21 protein-coding genes are annotated in these 20918 nt (G+C 70.3%); 14 read left to right on the top strand and 7 right to left on the bottom strand.

Going from position 1 to position 20918, the window contains the following annotated elements; translation table 11 throughout:
• Window positions 1–152: 152 nt before the first annotated feature.
• The 4 genes from ABZ406_RS27955 (at window position 153) to ABZ406_RS27940 (ending at window position 4971) form a co-directional block, all read left to right on the top strand.
• Window positions 153–1391: an extracellular solute-binding protein gene (locus ABZ406_RS27955; protein ID WP_357767767.1), complete on the top strand. Its 1239-nt coding sequence runs from the start codon at window positions 153–155 to the stop codon at window positions 1389–1391.
• 150 nt (window positions 1392–1541) lie between these two features.
• Window positions 1542–2381, top strand: a complete 840-nt coding sequence (locus tag ABZ406_RS27950) for a sugar ABC transporter permease (RefSeq protein WP_357767765.1) — start codon at window positions 1542–1544, stop codon at window positions 2379–2381.
• A complete protein-coding gene (locus ABZ406_RS27945; protein WP_357767761.1) occupies window positions 2378–3202 on the top strand; it encodes a carbohydrate ABC transporter permease in 825 nt (274 codons plus the stop codon). Before ABZ406_RS27950 ends, ABZ406_RS27945 begins: the two co-directional genes overlap by 4 nt.
• A 56-nt stretch (window positions 3203–3258) precedes the next feature.
• A complete protein-coding gene (locus ABZ406_RS27940; protein WP_357767759.1) occupies window positions 3259–4971 on the top strand; it encodes a trehalase family glycosidase in 1713 nt (570 codons plus the stop codon).
• A 9-nt stretch (window positions 4972–4980) separates the two neighbouring features.
• On the opposite strand, the gene ABZ406_RS27935 is transcribed toward ABZ406_RS27940, so the two are convergent.
• Entirely contained in the window at window positions 4981–5994 is a 1014-nt protein-coding gene (locus tag ABZ406_RS27935; RefSeq protein WP_357767756.1) for a LacI family DNA-binding transcriptional regulator, read from the bottom strand.
• A 205-nt stretch (window positions 5995–6199) separates the two neighbouring features.
• Between ABZ406_RS27935 and ABZ406_RS27930 the strand changes: the two genes are divergently transcribed.
• Complete coding sequence (locus tag ABZ406_RS27930; protein ID WP_357767753.1) at window positions 6200–7675, top strand: arabinofuranosidase catalytic domain-containing protein; 1476 nt, start codon at window positions 6200–6202, stop codon at window positions 7673–7675.
• A gap of 175 nt (window positions 7676–7850) precedes the next feature.
• Here ABZ406_RS27930 and ABZ406_RS27925 read toward each other — a convergent pair whose 3' ends face one another.
• A complete protein-coding gene (locus ABZ406_RS27925) occupies window positions 7851–8426 on the bottom strand; it encodes an alpha/beta fold hydrolase (protein WP_357767749.1) in 576 nt (191 codons plus the stop codon).
• Window positions 8427–8621: 195 nt separating this feature from the next.
• Between ABZ406_RS27925 and ABZ406_RS27920 the strand changes: the two genes are divergently transcribed.
• Window positions 8622–10076: an alkaline phosphatase PhoX gene (locus ABZ406_RS27920; RefSeq protein ID WP_357767746.1), complete on the top strand. Its 1455-nt coding sequence runs from the start codon at window positions 8622–8624 to the stop codon at window positions 10074–10076.
• Between the two features lie 295 nt (window positions 10077–10371).
• Here ABZ406_RS27920 and ABZ406_RS27915 read toward each other — a convergent pair whose 3' ends face one another.
• Window positions 10372–10746, bottom strand: a complete 375-nt coding sequence (locus tag ABZ406_RS27915; protein ID WP_357767744.1) for a cupin domain-containing protein — start codon at window positions 10744–10746, stop codon at window positions 10372–10374.
• 187 nt (window positions 10747–10933) lie between these two features.
• Here ABZ406_RS27915 and ABZ406_RS27910 point away from each other — a divergent pair, with 187 nt between their 5' ends.
• A complete protein-coding gene (locus ABZ406_RS27910; protein ID WP_357767741.1) occupies window positions 10934–11452 on the top strand; it encodes a GNAT family protein in 519 nt (172 codons plus the stop codon).
• On the opposite strand, the gene ABZ406_RS27905 is transcribed toward ABZ406_RS27910, so the two are convergent.
• Complete coding sequence (locus tag ABZ406_RS27905; RefSeq protein WP_357767738.1) at window positions 11438–11935, bottom strand: YcxB family protein; 498 nt, start codon at window positions 11933–11935, stop codon at window positions 11438–11440. The genes ABZ406_RS27910 and ABZ406_RS27905 overlap by 15 nt on opposite strands.
• 94 nt (window positions 11936–12029) lie before the next feature.
• On the opposite strand from ABZ406_RS27905, the gene ABZ406_RS27900 reads away from it, so the two are divergent.
• The 5 genes from ABZ406_RS27900 (at window position 12030) to ABZ406_RS27880 (ending at window position 17361) form a co-directional block, all read left to right on the top strand.
• A complete protein-coding gene (locus ABZ406_RS27900; RefSeq protein WP_357767735.1) occupies window positions 12030–12989 on the top strand; it encodes a PaaX family transcriptional regulator C-terminal domain-containing protein in 960 nt (319 codons plus the stop codon).
• 282 nt (window positions 12990–13271) lie between these two features.
• On the top strand, window positions 13272–14465 hold the full coding sequence (locus ABZ406_RS27895) for a cellulose binding domain-containing protein (protein WP_357767732.1): 1194 nt from the start codon (window positions 13272–13274) through the stop codon (window positions 14463–14465).
• Between the two features lie 97 nt (window positions 14466–14562).
• Window positions 14563–15150, top strand: a complete 588-nt coding sequence (locus tag ABZ406_RS27890) for a DinB family protein (RefSeq protein WP_357767729.1) — start codon at window positions 14563–14565, stop codon at window positions 15148–15150.
• A 43-nt stretch (window positions 15151–15193) separates the two neighbouring features.
• Window positions 15194–16063 carry a fructosamine kinase family protein gene (locus ABZ406_RS27885; RefSeq protein ID WP_357767726.1) on the top strand — a complete coding sequence of 290 codons (870 nt, stop codon included), beginning with the start codon at window positions 15194–15196 and terminating at the stop codon, window positions 16061–16063.
• Between the two features lie 128 nt (window positions 16064–16191).
• Window positions 16192–17361, top strand: coding sequence for an MFS transporter (locus ABZ406_RS27880; protein ID WP_357767723.1), 1170 nt, complete (start codon window positions 16192–16194; stop codon window positions 17359–17361).
• A gap of 28 nt (window positions 17362–17389) precedes the next feature.
• On the opposite strand, the gene ABZ406_RS27875 is transcribed toward ABZ406_RS27880, so the two are convergent.
• A complete protein-coding gene (locus ABZ406_RS27875) occupies window positions 17390–17791 on the bottom strand; it encodes a DUF6069 family protein (RefSeq protein ID WP_357767719.1) in 402 nt (133 codons plus the stop codon).
• 185 nt (window positions 17792–17976) lie between these two features.
• Between ABZ406_RS27875 and ABZ406_RS27870 the strand changes: the two genes are divergently transcribed.
• Together ABZ406_RS27870 and ABZ406_RS27865 are read left to right on the top strand one after the other, a co-directional pair.
• Entirely contained in the window at window positions 17977–19083 is a 1107-nt protein-coding gene (locus tag ABZ406_RS27870) for a histidine kinase (protein WP_357767716.1), read from the top strand.
• Window positions 19071–19733: a response regulator transcription factor gene (locus ABZ406_RS27865; RefSeq protein ID WP_357767713.1), complete on the top strand. Its 663-nt coding sequence runs from the start codon at window positions 19071–19073 to the stop codon at window positions 19731–19733. The genes ABZ406_RS27870 and ABZ406_RS27865 overlap by 13 nt, the downstream gene beginning before the upstream one ends.
• 15 nt (window positions 19734–19748) lie before the next feature.
• Here the strand turns inward: ABZ406_RS27865 and ABZ406_RS27860 are convergent, their stop codons facing one another.
• Window positions 19749–20219 carry a VTT domain-containing protein gene (locus ABZ406_RS27860; RefSeq protein ID WP_357767710.1) on the bottom strand — a complete coding sequence of 157 codons (471 nt, stop codon included), beginning with the start codon at window positions 20217–20219 and terminating at the stop codon, window positions 19749–19751.
• Entirely contained in the window at window positions 20216–20809 is a 594-nt protein-coding gene (locus ABZ406_RS27855; RefSeq protein ID WP_357767707.1) for a CDP-alcohol phosphatidyltransferase family protein, read from the bottom strand. The genes ABZ406_RS27860 and ABZ406_RS27855 overlap by 4 nt, the downstream gene beginning before the upstream one ends.
• Window positions 20810–20918 lie beyond the last annotated feature (109 nt).

Genomic DNA, 20918 nt, shown 5'->3' with positions numbered 1-20918 from the left:
CGGTCGACTGGCTCTTGACCCCCGGGCACGGCCAGACCTATCTTCGGGCGAACCGATTCGTCGAATCGATTCGCTTGATGGTTGGACTGGTCCAGCCCGCGACGATCACCCACGACACCCCACCTGACGACCGATGTGAAGTGAGGCAACACATGACCGGACTCAGTCGTCGGCGGCGCCTGGCCGCCGTCGCCGTGATAGCTCTCGCCGCAGTGACAGCCAGCGCCTGCTCGTCGTCCACGGACAGCCCCGCCGACGGCGGCGCCTACCTCGTCTGGGACCCGTACCCGCAGTTCGCCGACGACTCCGAGTGGGTCGCACTGCTCAAGAAGTGCGGCACCTCCGCGGGGGTGTCGGTCGAACGAACCGGCTACGACACCACCGACCTGACCAACAAGGCACTGCTCGCCGCCCAGCAGGGAAACTCACCGGACGTGCTGATCGTGGACAACCCGGTCATCTCGACACTGGCCGAGGCCGGCGCCCTCACCACCACCGACGACAACAAGCTCGACGTCTCGGCCATGGAGAAGAACCTGCTCGGTGCCGGCCAGAGTGGCGGCAAGACGTACGGGGTGCCGATCGGGGCCAACACCCTCGCCCTCTACTACAACAAGGACCTGCTCACCTCCGCCGGCGTCGATCCCGCCGCCATCACCGACTGGACCTCACTGACCGCGGCGCTGACCAAAGTCAAGGCCAAGGGGAAGAAGGGCATCACCTTCTCCGCGATCGGCACCGAGGAGGGCAGCTTCCAGTTCCTGCCCTGGTTCTGGGGCTCGGGCGCCCAACTGACCAGCCTCGACTCGCCGCAGGCGGTGTCCGCGCTGACGCTCTGGACCGACTGGCTCAAGCAGGGCCACGCCCCGAACTCGGTCATCAACAACACCCAGACCACGAGCTGGCAGGAGTTCGCCACCGGCAACTACGCCTTCGCCGAGAACGGCACCTGGCAACTGGCGAACGCGGAGAAGCTCGGCTTCCCGTACGGCACGATCGCGATCCCGGCCAGCGCGGGCGGGCCGGCCCCGGCGCCCACCGGTGGTGAGTTCGTCTCCATCCCGGTGCAGAAGAAGACCAGCCGGTACGAGACGTCGCAGAAGCTCGTCGCCTGCCTGACCAACGCCGACAACCTCCTGACCACTGACACCACGCTCTCCTACGTCGCGCCCGTCGCCGCCGTCCAGGAGCGACAGGCGACAGCGAACCCCAAGCTCAAGGTCTGGGTGGAGGCGGTCCGGGCAGCCAAGGGCCGCACCGGTGACGACCTCGGCACGAAGTACCCGAAGATCTCCGAGTCGCTGTGGACCGCTGTGCAGTCCTCCCTCAGCGGCGGGAAGTCGCCGCAGGAAGCGCTGACCGCCGCCCAGACCGCCGCCACGACCAGGTAAGCGACCCGAACCGACACCATGCCCCCCACGACAGAGACCCCCACCGCCGCACGAGACCAGGGTGGGGCGGCGACCGCCGCCCCACCCGGGCCTCCCCCGTCCCGTGCCCGCCGGCCCAGCCGATGGTGGGCATGGGGCTTCCTCGCACCCGTGACCGTCTACCTGGCGGCCTTCTACGCCTACCCGCTCTACCGCAACGTCGAGTTGAGCCTGCGGGAGTACACAGTCCGCTCGTTCGTGCAGGGCGGGGCGCCCTTCGCCGGCCTCGACAACTACCGGGCAGTGCTCACCGACCCAGCCTTCGGGCCGACGCTGACGCACACCGTGATCTTCACAGCGGCCTCGCTCGCCTTCCAGTTCACCATCGGCATGGCCCTGGCCCTCTTCTTCCACAGGCACTTCCCGCTGTCGCGCACGTTGCGGGCGCTGATCCTCGTACCGTGGCTGCTGCCTCTCATCGTCTCGGCGTCGACCTGGTCGTGGCTGCTCAACAGCGACTCGGGTCTGGTCAACGCGGCACTCGCCGTCGTCGGGATCGACCCGGTCAACTGGCTGACGTCGCCGGGCTGGGCGCTCACGTCGGTGATCATCGCCAACGTCTGGATCGGCATCCCGTTCAACCTGGTGGTGCTCTACAGCGGCCTCCAGTCGATCCCGACGGAGATGTACGAGGCGTCCGCGCTCGACGGCGCCACCGGGTGGCAACGGTTCTGGGGGATCACCTTCCCGTTGCTGCGTCCCGTCTCCCTGATCACGCTGCTGCTCGGGCTGATCTACACGCTGAAGGTCTTCGACATCATCTGGATCATGACGAAGGGTGGCCCGACCGGCTCCTCGGCAACGCTCGCCACCTGGTCGTACCGGCTCGGCTTCGGCAACCTGCTGCCCGAGTTCGGTCCGGGCGCGGCCATCGGGAACCTGCTCATCGTGCTGGCCCTGATCGCCGGCCTCGTGTACATCCGGATCGAGCGGAGGCAGCAGCTGCGATGACCACCTCGACGGCTCGGGCCTGGTGGAAGACCGGCGTCGGCCTGGTGCTGACCGGGCTGATGCTCTTCCCCGTCTACTGGATGATCAACGTGTCCTTCACCAGGGACCAGGACATGCGGGCCACTCCCCCGCACCTGTTCCCCACCAACGGCACCCTGGACGGCTACCGGGCGGTGCTCGACCAGCAACTGCCGTACCTCGGCACCAGTTTTGTGGTCGGTCTCGGCACTGTGGCGCTGACCGTGGCGCTGGCCGCTCCCGCCGGCTACGCGCTGGCGAAACTCCGGCCACCGGGCGGCCCGGCGCTGAGTTTCGTGCTGCTGATCGCGCAGATGATCCCGGGGATCATCATGGCGATGGGCTTCTACGCCATCTACCTCACCCTCGGCGTCCTCAACACCCTGCCCGGGCTGATCCTGGCCGACACCACGCTCGCGGTGCCGTTCGCTGTCCTGATCTTCACGGCCTTCATGTCCGGCATCCCCGACGAACTGCTCCAGGCCGCAGTGGTCGACGGCGCGGGTCGACTGCGGACCTTCTGGTCGGTGGTGCTGCCGGTCAGCCGCAACTCGATCGTCACGGTGTCGCTCTTCGCGTTCCTGTGGTCCTGGTCGGACTTCATCTTCGCCTCGACCCTGGCCGGCGGCGGCGACCACCAGCCGATCACCCTCGGCATCTACCACTACATCGGCAACAACAACCAGCAGTGGAACGCCATCATGGCCACCGCGGTCGTCGCCTCGATCCCCGCCGCCGTGCTCCTGATCCTGGCCCAGCGGTACGTCTCGATGGGCGTGACCGCCGGCGCCGTCAAGGACTGACCGTCAGCGGCGATCCACCGTCGATCACCCGCACCACAGAGAGGCACCCGCCACCCATGACCGTCGCCCCGTCCGGTCCGGAGTTCTCCATCCAGGACATCCCGTTCAGCTACCGCGGGTCCTGGTTCAACATCTCCCCGGTGGTAGCCGAGAAAACGTACGCCGACGACCTGCACCTGGTCTCCCACCAGACCGGGCTGCACGCCGTCCTGCGCCTCTCCCCCACTGTCGCCGGCACCACAGTCGTCGCCACACCCACGCTGCTGACCTGGCGTGACGGGGCCGACCGGATCGAGGCCACCTACGAAGGGCCGGACACCCTGCGCGTCCGGGGCCACCGGCTCGGCCTGCGGGTGGCAGCGGCCGCGCACACCCTCACCCCGTTCAGCGGCACCTACCTGTACGCCGACCCGGTCGACGGATCACACGTGTTCACCTCGTACGAGACGGGTCGCCGCTACCGGATCACGGTGCTCACCGGCGCGCTGTCGAGGACCGACGGCACGCAGGCACTCGGCAGCGCCGACCGGTCGCTCGACCTTTCCGGCGACCAGCCCTGGGAGATCGCGATCGAGGAGTACGCCACCGCCCGCCGCCCGTACACCCGATCCGTTGCCTTCGAGCAGTTGTGCGGTGACCGGATCGCGGAGTTCACCGCGTTCGTCGACGCGATAGCGCCCTGGCGCGGTCCGGAGACGCCGGCCGCGGAGCTTGCCGCGTACGTCCTGTGGTCGGCCACCGTCGCACCGGCGGGCTTCGTCACCCGACCGGCCGTCCTGATGTCCAAACACTGGATGGACAAGGTGTGGAGCTGGGACCACTGCTTCAACGCGATCGCCCTGGCGGCCGGCGAGCCGGAGCTGGCCTGGCACCAGTTCCAGTTGCCCTTCGACCACCAGGACGAGGCGGGCGCCCTTCCCGACTCGGTCACCCACTCCGAGGTCCTGCACAACTACGTCAAGCCTCCCATCCACGGCTGGGCCCTGCGTCACCTGCGCCGACGTCTCCCCCAGCCGCCGGACCGGGCCGCGCTGGAGCAGACCTACCACCGGCTCGCCCGCTGGTCCGAGTTCTGGCTCGACGCACGGCGCGCCCCCGGCCATGACCTGCCGCACTACCAGCACGGCAACGACAGCGGCTGGGACAACGCCACCACCTTCGACGACAACCGGGTCCTCGAGACCGCCGACCTCGCCGCGTTCCTGGTCTCGCAGCTCCGCTGCCTCGCCGACCTCGCCACCGAGGTTGGTGAGCCCGCCGCCCGCTGGTCGGAGGAGGCCGATCGGATCCACGGGGCCATGCTGCGCGACCTGTGGGACGGCGAGCGCTTTTGCGCCCGTGATCCGCGTACCGGGCACCGGCGCAGCAGCCGCAGCCTGCTTGACCTGATGCCCGTCGCGCTCGGGGCCGACCTGCCCGCACCGGTAGCCGCCGCGCTGGCGCGCGACGTCGAAACCCACCTCACCACGCACGGGCTGGCCACCGAGCCGACCGACTCGGCCCACTACCTCGCCGACGGCTACTGGCGGGGCCCGATCTGGGCGCCCTCCACTGTGCTCGTCGAGGACGGCCTGCGCCGGGCCGGGCAGACCAGGATCGCCGACGAGATCAGTCGACGGTTCCTCGCCCTGTGCGAGAAGTCCGGCTTCGCGGAGAACTTCGACGCCGAGACCGGCACCGGACTGCGGGACCGCGCCTACACCTGGACGGCCAGCAGCTATCTCATCCTGGCCGCCGCCCAGGAAGAACGGCGTACCCGGGGCGGGTAGTCGTTCGGATCAGCGGGCCCGGACCGGGCCGGTGCTGGACCGCAACGAGATGGGCGGACTGTAGAGGCGGTGTCGTGGCACGGCGCCGGGAGCCGCGATGATCTCCAGCAGCAGCGACACCGCCTCGGCGCCCATCTCGACCATCGGCACATCGGCGGCGGTCAGCGGCGGGCGGAAGTCCTCCGCCCAGTGCTGCGCGGCGACCCCGGTGACGGAGAAGTCGCGCGGCACCGACAACCCGGCACCGGTCAACGCGCGCTGCATTCCGGGCAGTGCGGCCTCGTTGATGGTGGCCACCGCCGTGACCTCCGGGTGCGTCGCGAGCAGCTGTTCCATACAGGCCTCGCCGGAGGCGGTGTCGTCGCCGCTGCAGACCTCCACGCCGCTCAACCCCCGGTCCGCCGCCGCCGCCCGGAAGCCGGTCAGCGCGCGGTGGCTGGGACCGTATCCGGCGGACACCAGCTCGGCCGACCGGTTGACGAGTGCCACGTGCCGGTGCCCCAGGTCGGCGAGGTGCTGCACACACCGGGCGATCAGCCCGGCGTAGTCGATGTCGATCCAGCTCATCCCGTGCGGCTCGGCGGTCCGGCCGATCGTGACGAACGGCAACCCGGCCTTGGTCAGCCGGGTCACCCGGTCGTCGGCCAACCGGATCTCCATGAGGACCACGCCGTCCACCCGACGCCCGGTGACGATCCGTTCGAACGACCGGTCATGGTCGCCGCCGGAGGGGGACAGCAGCACGTCGAGGTCATGGCGGGCGGCGGCCTCGACGACGCTGGCGACGAAGCCCAGCTGCATGTCGGTCAACCGCTGGCTCGCCGGCGGGATGACCAACCCGAGGGTGCGGGTGCGCCCTTCCTTGAGGGCACGGGCGCTGGCGTTGGGCCGGTAGTCCAACTCGTCGATGACCGACTGGATCCGTTGCCGGGTCGCCTCCGACACGCTGCGTTTTCCGCTGAGCACGTAGGAGACGGTGCTGCGGGACACCCCCGCCCGCCGGGCGATCTCCCCGATGTTCATCAATCGCCCTCGAATCGATTCTTGCCCCGACACGGGGACGCACCTTGCTCGGCTGACCAGCATATCCGTCCTCAGCCTCTTCGATCGATGACCAATGGGTGTCAACTAGCGCCAACACATGGACGACCATTAATGTCACAGGTATGACGTGTGACGTCAATTTCTCCACCGCACTCCACCCCCACCCCGCACCGGAAAGGCTCCGATGAATGTGAAGAGAAGGCTGGGTCGTCTGATGGCCGCCGCCGGGACGCTGTTGGTCCTCGTCGCCGGCGCCGGCGTCTACGTGGTCTCGGACTCGCCGGGCGTCGCCCACGCCGCAGGCACGGGTCCGTGTGACATCTACGCCTCCGGCGGCACGCCGTGCGTGGCCGCGCACAGCACCACCCGGGCGCTGTACGGCGCGTACAACGGCCCGCTCTACCAGGTCCGACGGTCGTCGGACAACACCACGCGCGACGTCGGTGTGCTCAGCGAGGGTGGTTACGCCAACGCCGCCACCCAGGACACCTTCTGCGCCAGCACCAGCTGCGTCATCACGATCATCTACGACCAGTCCGGCCGCAACAACCGGCTCACCCAGGCACCGCCCGGCGGCTTCTCCGGCCCCGCCCCCGGTGGTTGGGACAACCTCGCCGACGCGAAGGCGGCCCCGGTCACCGTCGGCGGCCAGAAGGCGTACGGCGTGTACATCGCCCCGGGCACCGGTTACCGCAACAACAACACGAACGGTGTCGCGACCGGCGACCAGCCCGAGGGCATCTACGCGGTCGTCGACGGCACCCACTACAACCAGTGGTGCTGCTTCGACTACGGCAACGCGCAGACCAACAGTCTCGCCGACGAACGCGCCATCATGGAGACCGTCTACTTCGGCGCCAACAAGCAGTGGGGCTACGGGGCGGGGGCCGGGCCGTGGATCATGGCCGACCTGGAGTGGGGGCTGTTCTCCGGAGTGAACGCGGGCTACAACAACATCGCGTCGATCAACCACCGCTTCGTCACCGCCATGGTCAAGGGCGAACCGAACCACTGGGCGATCCGGGGCGGCAACGCCCAGTCGGGCAGCCTGACGACCTACTTCGACGGGCAGCGCCCCAACGGCTACCACCCGATGAAGAAGGAGGGCGCCATCCTGCTCGGCATCGGCGGTGACAACAGCATCACCGGCCGCGGCACCTTCTTCGAGGGTGTGCTGACCTCCGGCTATCCGACGGCGGCCACCGAGAACGCCGTCCAGGCCAACATCACCGCCGCCGCCTACGCGCCAGCCGGCGGCGGCAACCCGCAACAGGGCGTCCAGGTCGTCGGCGGTCAGTCCGGCCGCTGCGTCGACGTACCCAACGGCACCACCACCAACGGCACCCAGGTCCAGCTCTGGGACTGCACCGGCAACACCGCGCAACGCTGGACCTACACGGCGGGCAAACAACTCCAGGTGTACGGCAACAAGTGCCTGGACGCCTCCGGCCGAGGCACCACGAACGGCACCCAGGTGATCATCTGGGACTGCAACGGCCAGAACAACCAGCAGTGGAACGTCAACAGCAACGGCACCATCACCAGCGTCCAGTCCGGGCTGTGCGTCGACGCCAACGCCGCCGCCACCGCCAACGGCACCAAGATCATCCTGTGGGCCTGCAACGGCGGTGCCAACCAGCAGTGGGCCACCCGTAGCTGACCCGGTGCCCCCTCGACAGTGAGTTACCTGGCGGTCCGCGCGGCCGGCCCAGGTCGACCTGCCGACGAGCGGTGTACCTCAGCGGCCTGTCCACATCGCTGAGGTACACCGCTCGACACCGCATCATCCCGACGACGATGCCCGACGGTGACCGGCCCAGCCGGAACCCGTCGGGTCAGGACCCGGCCGTCCGGTCGCGTCGGATCACAGTCGCCACCTCACTCAGATCGTCGTTGAGCTGGTGGTCGCGCCCGGGAAGCAGGTGCAGACGCGCCTGCGCTATGACGCCCGCGTACAGGTCGGCGTGTGACGGCGGAACTGTGTCGTCCTGGAGCCCGTGGAACACGTGCACCGGCACCCCGTACGGCAACCTCGCGCCGAGGTCGTTCGGCAGCTCGAACTCGTCACCGGCCCAGCCGCCAGGGCCGACGAACGGGGCGGCGACGAGCACGATCGCGGTCAGCGTCCGCTCCGGTGGCCGTTCGGCGAGCGCGTGCACGAGGATCGTCCCGCCCACCGAGTGGCCCACGAGGACCGCGCCCTCGCCCACTGCCGCGATCTCCCGCCGGACGGCCGCACCCCAGGTGGCGTAGCTCGGGTCGTCCTCGTCGGGCATCCGCGGGTAGCGGACCTCGTACGCGTCCCCGAGTTCCCGGCTCAGGCTGTCGACCAGCTTGTCGTCCCACTCGTCGTGCACGCCGGCACCGGCCCCCTGGATCATCAGGATCTGCGGGACTCGTTCGATCGTCACGCCTGCGGTGTGCCCGATGTGCGGGTGCCACAAACTGGCGAACGCCGTGGTCGGCCTGGCCCAGGCGCGGCACCGCGAGCGACCCTGACTCTTAACTCCGATGTCACCACCCGATCCCACTGGTGACGTGTCGCTGTCCACCCGAAGGAGTTGGCTGCCAGTCGTCGCACTTGTCTTGACCAGGAGTTGATCCACGTGCCTTCGTCTCGTCGTACCTTTCTCGCCGGTGGCGCCGCCGCCGGCGTCGGCATTGCCGTCGCAGGTGGCCTGCCGTCCCTGGCGCAGGCCAGCCCGGCCCGGCCGCACCCGCCGGTGAAGCCCGGCACTGTGCCCTTCCCGCCGCTCGTGGACGACCCCAAGGGAATTCTGGCTCTGCCCAAGGGCTTCCGTTACGAAGTGGTCACCCGGACCGGTGTCACCCGGCTCGACCGTGGCCAGGGCACCACCCCGTCGGACCACGACGGCATGGCCGTCTACGACGCGGGCCACGGCCGGTACACCCTGATCCAGAACCACGAGATCGACCCCGGCGCCGAGTTCGGCGTGCCGCACGTCAAGGGAACCGTCTACGACGCGGGAGCCGTCGACGCCGGCGGTTGCACAGTGATCAAGACGGACCTCGCGGGCCGCAACCTCGGTGAGTTCGTGGCGCTCTCCGGCACCATCTCCAACTGCGCGGGCGGGCCGACCCCCTGGGGCACCTGGCTGACCTGCGAGGAGACCGAGGACCGGGCCGGCGACACGTGGGAAGAGGGCAGCCGGTCCGGCGTCTACCAGAAGGACCACGGCTACGTCTTCGAGGTGTGGGCCGACGGCAGCGCCGACCCGAAGCCGATCAAGTGCCTGGGCCGCTACTCCCACGAGGCAGTGGCAGTCGACAAGGACCGCACCCGGGTGTACCTGTCCGAGGACGCCGACGAACCCAACGGCCTCTTCTACCGCTGGACGGCGCCACACGGCGTCAAGCTGGGCCCGGGCGTGCTCACCCGCCTCGCACCGAACGCCGGCGTCCTCGCCGCGATGCAGATCATCATGGACGACGGTTCGGTGCTGCCGGATGTCGCCTACCTGACCTCCGCCCAGCTGGGCCGCCCCTTCCCGGTCCGCTGGATCGAGGTGCCGGACCGCGACGCGCGCACCACATCGGTGCGCGAGCAGTTCGCCGACGGCCAGGTCACCCGCGGGCGCAAGTTCGAGGGTGTCTGGGCCACCGACGAGGGCGTGTACGTGGTCAACTCGTACGCCTGGGACGAGGGTGACCTGCCGGCGGACGCGGCACCGCACGACGGGATGGTCTGGTTCTACCACTTCAAGAACCAGACCATCCAGCTGGTGACGTACTTCCCGCACCAGACCCAGTCCGAGGAGGGCACGCCGGTCAGGTACACCGACATCACCTTCGACAGCCCGGACAACGTGACGGTCACCCCGTGGGGAAGCCTCGTGCTCGCCGAGGACGGCTCCGGCGCCTCGCACGTGCTCAGCACGATCCCGGGCGGGCCCACGTACGCGATCGCCCGCAACCAGCTCAACGACTCGGAGTTCTGCGGGCCGACCTTCAGCGCGGACGGCAAGGTGCTCTTCGTCAACATGCAGGACCCGGGCCTCACCCTGGCCATCACCGGCCCGTGGGAGAAGTACCTGGGCTGAGCGCCGGGCCCCGTCCCGTCGGGGTCGATGTGCTGGTGAGCGGTATACCCCAAAGGTATGCCGCTCACTGCCGTGTCCGGCCCCCGCTGAGGTGAGCGACAGGTGCCTCGGCGATCATGCGGCGGGCCATGGCGGGCAGTTCGTTCTCGCCGGCGAGAAGCACCTCGACAGGCACGCGGCGGCGACGGCGGCTACACCGGAGCGGTCCCCCGCCGGCTGCTGGCGGGCGACGGCCAGCCGAGCGCATACACCCCGGCCGCCCTCTTGGCGGTGATTCATCACCGGCCCGCGGAGATCACTCCACCTTGGTGAGAAGGGGCTTCCCCTTCTCGACGACGTACGTGGCAAGTTCGACAGCGATGCCCTCACCAATGTTGCGGGCCTGGTGGTGAACACCGTATGGGACGGTGAGCGCGTCGCCGGGATTGCACACCATGGGCGGCTGCCCCTCAAGCCGATATTCGAGCGTCCCCTGCAGGACGCAGATGATTTCCTCGCCCGGGTGAAAGTGCTTGAACGGCGGCGAGTCAGGCGTGAACTCGACCCGCGTCTGAATGACCTCCCGGCCGGGAATGCTGAGGTCGTGGCGTTGCAGATCGATCCGCCACAACCCTGGTGCCGACTCCACGGCTGTGGGGCTGATCCCCTCCGGTCGATCGGTGCTGCTCATGACGGCCTCCTGTGAGCCGTCGGGCCGACGGCCACCACTCGAACTGGTGCATCCCCGTCGAGGATAGGCAGCCGCAGACGGTCCGGGGCCCGGATGCGGACACGGAGGGTCGATTCCGCGAAACCGGCCGCTGCCAGGCGCACAAATCGGCTTGTGCCGTTTCGTGAGGGCTGATTCGCTGTTGCCCGTGAGCGAGCTTCGTACGCCCCGACTGCGTCTGCACTCCATCGACACCGCGGAGGGTCAACGTATCGTCGGACGGCGTGCCGGGGCCGGGGACGACTGGGCCGAGGACTTCCCTTTCGACGGCGACGTCATCGGCGTGAGGGGCTTTCTCGCCGCCTCTGCCGCCTACGGCGACCGACGTCCCTTCGGCCACTACCGGATCACCCGGATCGCCGACGGGAAGGCCATCGGGGGAATCGGTTTCAAGGGTCAGCCGGACGACGGGTGCATCGAGGTCGGTTACGGCCTGGTCCCCTCCGCCCGGGGAAACGGCTATGCGGCGGAGGCGCTCACCGCCCTGCTCGACCTCGCGACCACCCACGGACTCTCGCGCGTCGTCGCCGAGACCACCGGCGACAACGTCGCTTCCCGGCGGACCCTCGAACGTGCCGGCTTCCGGCACACCGGCACCAGCGATGACCTCTACCGGTACGAGGCGCTCCTCAGCGCCCCCCGGCGGCCGGCTTCACCGACGGGGTAGCAACCCTCGGTCGGTCAGGTGGGCGCGCAACGTCTCGGCATCCTCGGCGGACATCAGCCAACGCGGGATCACCGTCGCCGGCATCCGGCCGACGTACACGACCCAGAACTCTCCGGCGTCCCGCACCTGGGCGACCCCGTCCCAGGCGATGCCGCCGGACTCCGAGCCGCTACGCATCATGATGTTGTCGTCGGTGATGTCGTAGGCGCCCTCGACGGCGTAGCTCCCCGAGCGACGTCGGGCGCGGGCCAACACCCACGGCCGGTACAGCATCGACAGCACGCCGGCCACGAGCAGCGCGGTCCACAGCGGCGAACTCCGCTCGCCCCACCCGAGCCCCTGCGAGACGACGAGGCCGATGACCCCGACCGCCGCCAGGACCGCGCCGATGTAACCGAATCTGCGGAGCCGGGCATTGCCGAGCGCAGCGGCCACCCGGCCCGGGTAGGCGGGATCGGCGGGGACGTCGAAACGGATGTGCACGCCAGAACGATAGTGCCTCCACCAGCCCTCGACGGCGCCCTGCCCCCGTCCCACCTGACGAGCCGTGGGCACCCCGGTGCGGCAGTCTGGTGCGGTGAACGCCGACGACGTCCGAGTGCCCCGGGCCCAGGCCGGGTCGAGCCCGCAGCACCTGCTGACGACAGTGCTCGGCGAGTACGTCGACTCCTCGGACGCCGACCTGCCGTCGACAGCGGTCATCGCGATCCTGCGGGAGTTCGGGGTCAGCGAGCCCAGTGCCCGTGCCGCGCTGTCCCGGCTGGTCAAGCGTGGTCTCATCGCGACCCGGAGGAACGGACGGTCACCGGTCTACCACCTCACGCCGCAGGCGATCGCCAAGCACCGCTCCCGGATGCGACATTTCCTGAACTTCGGCTCCCACCCGGCGCCCTGGACCGGCGAGTGGGTGCTGGCCTCGTTCTCGATTCCGACCGCCGGCCAGGCGTCCCGTCATGCGCTCCGCAGGTCGTTGACCGCACTGGGGTTCGTGGGGTTGTACGACAGCGTGTGGATCCGGCCGGGATCCGACGCCACTCCGGTGCGGGAGGCGCTGGGCGAACTGCTGCACCCCGTCGAGGGTGCCCGATGGTCGGTCCTGCAGGCCCGGTTCGAGGATGAGTCGGGACCGCACGGGCCGGCCTCCGCGTACGACCTCACCAGCCTCGCCGCCGCGTACTCACGCTTCGTCGCGCAGTACGCGGAGCTGCGGGCGGCCGCGCGCAGCGGTGCGGTGGATGCCACCCGGGCGCTCGTGGCGCGGACCTCGGCGATGGATTCCTGGCGGAGGTTCGCGGACATCGACCCGGATCTTCCCCCGCACCTCCTGCCCCAACCCTGGCCTCGCCAGGAGGCCAGGGAGACGTTCCTGGACATCCACGCCGCGCTCGGCTCTCTCGCTCAGGCGCGTCTGGTCCAGGTGGCAACGCCGCACTGGCCGGATGCCGCCTCGTGGATCACCCATTTCCAGGCTTCGACCAACCCCGCCAACCCCGAGCCGACCGGCGGGAGTACGGCGGCAGCCCACTCCCCCGGCTGACGACGTCGAGGCCGGTCAGAGCCAGTACGACATTGACACTTTTCATTGCGACAGTGATAGTAACTGCACACAGCTCCCATCGGATCGCCGGTAGGGACCGCAGCCGGGCGGTCGCCGACGCTGATCGAGCGGGCAGTGGCGGCCGGGGGCACGGCCGCCGCCCGGGTCGCTGGACGCCCACGTCGACCAGATCCGTGGCCAGCGCTGACCACTGTCGTCGGGGCGCGAGTGATACACCCGCCACCGCAGGGAGCGCCACAGTGACTGTTCCTGGAGGATCCAATGAGAAGGCGAGTAAAGATCTACGCGGGGCTGGCGGCCGCCATCGTCCCGATCACCTCCGTCATCATGGCGCTCGGCGGGACACCGGCGTCCGCCGCCATCGGCGGTTCCGGCCCCTATCCCGCCGACTACGAAACCTCGGCCACCCTGGCCAACCACACCATCTTCCGGCCGCAGACGCTCCTCGCCGAACGCCTGCCCATCCTCGTGTGGGGCAACGGCGGCTGCTCGGCCAACGGCCTCTCCCAGGGCAACTTCCTCCGCGAGATCGCCTCCCACGGCTTCCTCGCCATCGCCAACGGCGCCCCGAACGGCTCCGGCTCCACCAACTCCCAGATGCTCACCCAGTCCATCGACTGGGCGGTGGCGGAAAACTCCCGGACGGGCAGCAAGTACTTCAACAAGCTCGACACGAGCAAGGTCGCCGTGGCCGGCTTCTCCTGCGGAGGTCTCGAGGCGTACGCCGTCTCGAACGATCCACGCGTCACCACGACCGGCATCTTCAGCAGCGGTCTGCTCAACGACGCCGACGACTACCAGCTCCGGAGACTGACCAAACCGATCGCCTACTTCGTCGGCGGGCCCAGCGACATCGCCTACCCGAACGCGATCGACGACTGGGGCAAGCTGCCCGCCACCCTGCCCGCCTTCATGGGCAACCTGAACGTCGGGCACGGCGGCACGTACGACCAGCCCAACGGCGGCGAGTTCGGCCGGGTGGCGACTCTCTACCTCAAGTGGCGCCTGAAGGGTGACACCACCGCCGGCCGTACCTTCGTCGGCGCCGACTGCGGCCTGTGCCGCAGCCAGTGGAGCGTCCAGCAGAAGAACCTGACGCTCGACGACGGCACGCCGCCGCCCACGCCGCCGCCCACCACGCCGCCGCCGACCGGCGGGACCCCCACCTGCACCGCTGTCTACTCCGTCCAGGACCAGTGGAACGGCGGGTTCGTCGCCAACGTCAGCGTCACCGCGGGAACGGCAGCGCTGACCGGTTGGCGAGTCACCCTCACCCTGCCGAGCGGCACGTCGGTCAGTTCGCTCTGGAACGGAGTCAGCAGCGGCACCAGCGGGACCGTCACTGTCGCTAACCAGAGCTACAACGGAGGACTCGCCGCAGGTCAGGCCACCAGTTTCGGCTTCCAGGGCACCGGCGGCGGCAGCGGGACCACAGCGAGTTGCACCGGAAGCTGACGCCCCCCTACAGGTCGATCCGATCGGCGGGCCGGTGCACCGGCACCGGCCCGCCGAGGGTGCGCGGGGCCTCGGCGGATAGGGGAGACTGGCCGGCATGGCCGATCTCAGCGATGCGAAGTCAGTGCTGCACGACTACCTCCGGAGGAACCGCGAGGACCTCGTCTGGAAGCTCGACGGGCTCAGCGAACGCGAGGTCAGACTCCCCCGCACGGCGACCGGCAGCAACCTGCTGGGCGTGATCAAGCACTGCCTCAATGTCGAGGCCGGCTACTTCGGGCCCACCTTCGGCCGCGACTTCCCGACGCCCGACGAACTGGTCCCGTTGGCCGCGTACGACGAGGATCCGCAGACCGACTTCTACGCCAGCGAGGACGAGACGAAGGACGGGCTGATCGACCTCTATCGGCGGGTCGGCGCGTTCGCCGACCAGACGATCGACCAGCTCCCGCTCGACGCGCCGGGGCAGGTGCCGTGGTGGCAGCCAGGTCGACAGGACGTGACGCTTCAGCAGATCATCACGCACGTCACCTGCGACCTGGCCCGGCACGCCGGGCACGCCGACATCATGCGCGAACAGCACGACACGGCGGTCGGCCTCCGGCAGAACAACACGAGCCTCCCTGACGGCTACGACTGGCCGGCGTACGTCAGCAAGCTGACGAAGCTCGCCGACCAGTTCTGATGATCGGAAGAGCTGCCACAGTGCCGGACGACCTTCACCGGATATGACCCTGCTGGAGCGTCTGCACCTGGCCGGCATGCCGGAGGTCGTCGCGGTGCAGCCGGTCAGCGGTGGGCTCGCGGCGCTCGCGGGCATCGCCACCCGCCGGGACGCCCCGACGGTGTTCGTCAAGGCCTTCGCCGAATCGCCGGCCGACGACGTCTTCGTCGCCGAGGCCGAAGGGCTGGCCGCCCTGCGCGACCTCGGGGGTGTGGCGACGCCCGAGGTGATCCTGGCGGGTCGGGACGTACTGGTGCTGTCGGTGTTGCGCCCCCGGCCACGGAGCGAGGCCTTCTGGGTGCAGGTCGCCCACCTGCTCGCCCACCTGCACCTCAGCACCACCCATCCCCGCTTCGGCTGGCACCACGACAACTGGCTGGGTCGCCGCCGACAGGTCAACACCTGGAACGACGACGGCTTCGCCTTCTTCGCGGAGCACCGGCTGCTGCGCTGGCTGGACCAGCCCCGCGTCGAGGCGGCGCTCGACACGGAGGACCGGGCGGCGCTGGAGCGGCTCTGTGACCGGCTTCCCGACCTGCTGCCGGAGCGTCCGGCGTGTCTGACGCACGGCGACCTGTGGGCGCAGAACATCCTCGCCACAGCGGACGACGAGCCGGCGCTCATCGACCCGGCGGTGTCGTACCTGTGGGCCGAGGTCGACCTCGCCCACGTGTGGTCCACCTCGCCCCCGCCCGAGGCGCGACGGATGTTCGAGGTCTACGCGGAGCTGACCTCGCTCGACGCTGACTGGGAGGCTCGGATGCCCGTCATCCAGCTACGCCAGCACCTCGCCGTGCTGGCCCAGTTCACCGACGACTGGGGTGCGGCCGATCAGATCCGCGCCGTCCTGGCCCCGTTTCGGAGACGATCCTGACCGGAGGACCGGCCACCGAGCCTGGGCGACCGGCCCGGCCAGCCGATCCGGTGCACTGCCGCCGAGGCCCGCGCCCGCAGCGGGAACCGGGCCCTCAACTACGGTGACGCCCTGGAATGGGGGTGGCCATGACACCGCAGGTGTCGCCGCGCAGGGCCAAGGCGGTGCTCGTCGCGCTCTCCCTCGCCGCGTTCGCGTTCATCACCACCGAGTTGTTGCCCGTCGGCCTGCTGACCCGCATCGCACCCGATCTCGACAGGTCCCGCTCACAGGTGGGTCTGCTGGTGAGTGGGTACGCCGTGGTGGTCGTGCTGGCGTCGGTGCCGCTGACCCGACTGACCCAACGGATCCCCCGGCGGCATCTGCTCGGCGCCACGATGCTCCTGTTCGCCGCCGCGAACGCCGCCGCCGCGCTCGCGCAGACGTATGCCGTGCTGGCCGGCTCCCGCCTGGTGACAGCCCTCGCCCAGGCACTGTTCTGGTCCGTCGCCACGGCGACAGTGATCGGGCCGTTTCCGGTCGCGGTGCGCGGCCGGGCGGTGGCGCTGTTCGCGACCGGGGCGACGCTCGCCCCGGTGCTCGGCGTACCACTCGGCACCTGGCTCGGGCAGCAGGCCGGCTGGCGCGCGGCGTTCGCGGTGCTGGCCGGGGTCGGCGTGGTGATCGCCGCCGCGGTGCTGGTCCTCCTGCCGTCCTATCCCCCGGCCGCCGGCGGTGCCGCCCGGGGCACCGCGCCGGACGGGCGACGCTTTGCCGTCCTGCTGATCGCCACCGCCCTCGGCATCGGCGGTTTCATGACCCTGCAGACCTACGTGACACCGTTCCTGCTCGACGTCAGCGGCTTCGCCGACGCGGTGCTGGCGCCGCTGCTGTTCGTCTCCGGCGCGGCAGGCGTCGTCGGCACTCTTGTCGCGGCCCGGACCCTGGACACCCGACCGGTCGCCTCACTGCTGACGCCGCTGAGCATCGGCACTGCCTCGCTGCTCGGGATGTACGCGCTCGGCGCGCTCAAGCCGGGTGTGGTCGCGTTCCTGGCCGGGATCGGCCTCGCGTACGCGGCGTTCGGCTCCGCAGTGCAGAACCGGATGCTGCACCTGGCTCCCGGCAGCACCGACATCGCGTCGGCCGGGGTCAGCATCGCCTTCAACGCCGGCATCGCCGGCGGATCGCTGCTCGGCGGCGCCCTTCTGCCCACGGCGGGGGTTCGCCCGCTGGCGCTCGTCGGCGGCCTGCTGGCGCTGGCCGCCCTCGCGGTGCTCGCCGTGGACTCGCGGGCGGTCACCCACTCCCCGCGCTGACGACCGCCATCATGATCAGGCTGCGTGGTCATCGATTCGCCCCCTCCCGACGGGCCCGGGGCAGGCCGACGATGAGGATGAGGCCGACGCTCAGGTGCAGCAACGCGAGGGTCGCCTTCGCTCCCCCGCCGACGCCGCTCGGTGGGCCGACCACCAGCGACAGCAGCAGGACGGCGACAGCGATCCAGGTCCACCAGACGCGGAAACGGTCGGTGCCGCGTTCCAGTGCCGCGAGCAGTGCCCAGCCGGTCAGTGCCGCGACCGCGGTGGCCACGACGACCGAAGCCACCGTGATCTGCCGGGTCGAGGTGCCGGTCCGGACCGCCAGGTCGACGCCGGCCGCCGAGTGCACCAGCGCGAACTCGGCCACCGCCACCACGATCGCGCCGGCCGCCACCGCCGCCCGGCCCAGGAGAAGGTTGTTCGTCATGGCCCGAGTCTGCGGACCGGACCGGGCCCCGCACGTCGGCCGGGACGCCTCGGCGGGTACGTCCACCGGCGGCTCGGCGTACTACCAAAGGAGGTGGTCGGGCCCGCCGCCAGCCCAGTAGCCTGCGCGATGTGGATGCGGCGACGTGCGAGGTCAGGCCGCCGCGGACGTGGCGTCACGTCCCGGTGGCCGCTACCACAGTGGCGGTCGGCGCCCTCGTCGCGACCATGCTGTGGTCCGCCACCCGGTCCAGCTCCGCAGGTCTGGTCGGCGTCGACGTCGCGCTGGCGGCGACCGCTCTGGCCCTGGTTCCGGTGGTCCTGCGCCACCCGCGGACCGGTGGTGTGCTGGCCGGCCTGCTCGTCGCGCTGTCTCCGGTGGCCACACCGGTGGCCAGCTTCGCGGTGCTGTTCACTGCCCGCAACAGGCCGTTCCGGCACGCGGCGGCGGTGGCGGCCGTCGGGGTGGCGGGCGAGGCAGCGCAGGCGTTCTGGCGGCCGGTGCCCAGCCTGCCGTACGGGTGGCGGCTGGTGCTGATGACGATCGCGTACGCGGCCCTGCTCGGTTGGGGCACCTGGGCGCAGGCCCGGAACGCCCTGCTGGCGGCGCTGCGGGACCGGGCCCAGAGGGCCGAGCAGGAGCAGGAACGACGGGTCGACGAGGCGCGGGCGGCCGAACGCAGCCGGATCGCCCGGGAGATGCACGATGTGCTCGCCCACCGGCTGTCCCTGCTGGCAGCGGCGGCCGGCGCGATGGAGTACCGGCCGGACGCGCCGCCCGAGCGGCTCAGCGCCGCCGCCGGGGTGATCCGGGCCAGCGCCCATCACGCCCTCGACGAGCTGCGCGAGGTCATCACCCTGCTGCGTAACGACGACCCCGAGTCGCCGACCGACGCGCCGCCCGGGCAGACCCTCACCGACCTGCCCCGACTGGTCGACGAGGCGCGGGCCGCCGGGCAGCAGATCGAGGTCGACGACAGGCTCGGTCCGTCGGTCGAGATTCCGCCGCCGGTTGGCCGCACCGCGTACCGGATCACGCAGGAGGCGTTGACGAACGCCCGCAAGCACGCCGCCGGCCAGCCGGTCCGGCTGGTGCTCGACGGCGCGCCCGGCTCCGGCCTGAGCATCGCGATGAGCAATCCGACCACTCCCGACAGCGGTGCTCCCGGCAGCGCCGGCACCGGCCTGATCGGCCTCGCCGAACGGGCCGCGCTCACCGGCGGTCGCGTCACCCACCACGTCGACGCCGCAGGTCGCTTCCACCTCACCGGGTGGCTGCCGTGGCCGACGTGACGGGCCAGATCCGGGTCGTCATCGTCGACGACGATCCTCTCGTACGGGGCATGCTCACGCTGATGCTCGACGGCGCCGACGGGATCGTCGTCGTGGGGGAGGCCGCCGACGGCGCCACGGCGATCACGGCGGTGGACCGGCACCAGCCCGACGTGGTGCTGATGGACATCAGGATGCCGGGCGTCAACGGCATCACCGCCACCGAGCGCCTGCGCCGCCGCCACCGGCCACCCGAGATCATCGTGCTCACCACGTTCGACACCGACGAGCACGTGGTGCGAGCCCTGCGAGCCGGCGCGAGCGGCTTCCTGCTCAAGGACACCCCGCCGGAGCAGATCAGTCAGGCGGTCCGCGCGGTCGCGGCCGGCAACCCGATGCTGTCTCCGGGCGTGACGCGCCGTCTCATGCGCCGGGTAGCGTCGGGGGCCGAGTCCTACGAGCAGGCGCACCAGCGACTGGCCCTGCTCACGCCCCGGGAACGCGAGGTGGTGCTGGCCATCGCACAGGGGCGCTCCAACGCCGAGATCGCCGCCGAGCTGCTGATGAACGTGACGACGGTGAAGGCCCACGTCTCGCACATCCTGACCAAACTGGATCTCGACAACCGTACCCAGATCGCCCTGTTGGCCCACGACGGTCGGCTCCTCTGACGGGAGCCCGGAGGGTCAGGCCAGCACCGCCGGCAGGAGGAGGAGGGCGAAACGGATCACCCGCCCGGTGAGGCACGCGCCGACGAACTCCCAGCGTCGAACGCCAGCGGTGCCGGCGGCGAGGCTGACGACGGCCAGCGGTGGAACCCCGACCGCGGCGGAGACCAGCACTGTCGGCAGGGCGGTGCGGCGGCGGGAGAGCCAGCGCCGGATCGACTCGGTCCACCGGGCGGCCCGAACCGCCGCGCGACCTGACGTGCCCCGTTTCGCGACAGCCCGGGCCAGTCGCCCCGATCCGCGCCGCGCAGACTCGAACAGCAGCAGTTTGCCGGCGGTCTGCCCGAGCGCCAGCGCGACCACTGCGATCAGAGCGTGGCCGGCACGCTGACCGGCGACCACCGCGTACGCCTCGGCGTTGACGACCGGGACGAGCGCTGACGCGACACCGTAGCCGAGCGCCACCGCGGCCTCGCCGAGGCTGCTCACGCCCGGCCGTCCCGTTCGAGCAGCCCGGCCACCGCTGTGATCGACCACAGCTTGACCGCGACGACGGCAACGGCCACGCCCAGTGCGAGCGGGTACTGCTCGAACGCGATGGCGCCGACGACCCCGGCGGTGTTGGCGACCTTGGCCGGGGGCGACCAGTTCACTGCCCACACCCGCCTGTCGATGAGGTGGAAGTGGTTGGGGCTGAGCAGGGGCCAGCACAGGAACGCCAGCGACAGCATGGTGTCGAGCACCAGGAAGGAGAGCAGGAAGACCACTGCCACGACCGCGACGTCAGGCAGGAGGGAGACCAGGCCCACGCAGAGTACGGCGGTGCACGCGCGGTCGCTCACGATGTCGAAGACGGCCCCGGCCCTGGTCTCCTGCCCGAGTCGGCGGGCGGCCCAGCCGTCGAGCACGTCGCCGATCCAGTAGATACCGTACGATACCGCCATCAATACCACCGATCCGGAGACGAGGGCGACGATACCTACGGTGACCGCGGCGACAGTGCGAATAGCGGTGATGTAGTTGGGAACCGTGCGGAGCGGGCCGACGGAGACGGTGACGCGGGAGTCAACGAAAGTCACCCCCGCAGGTTCGCCCGATGAGCGTTCGCGCGGAACGTGCCGAGGTGCCGACCTGGGCCCGAGGGTGGTACCGGGGTGCCGGCCGATCCGGTACCTGGGTACTGGCCGG

The sequence above is a fragment of the Micromonospora sp. NPDC005710 genome (assembly GCF_040630995.1).
Classification (GTDB): Bacteria; Actinomycetota; Actinomycetes; order Mycobacteriales; family Micromonosporaceae; genus Micromonospora.
The sequence above is the reverse complement of the archived record's forward strand: the minus strand, read 5'-3'. Positions and strand labels throughout refer to the sequence as shown.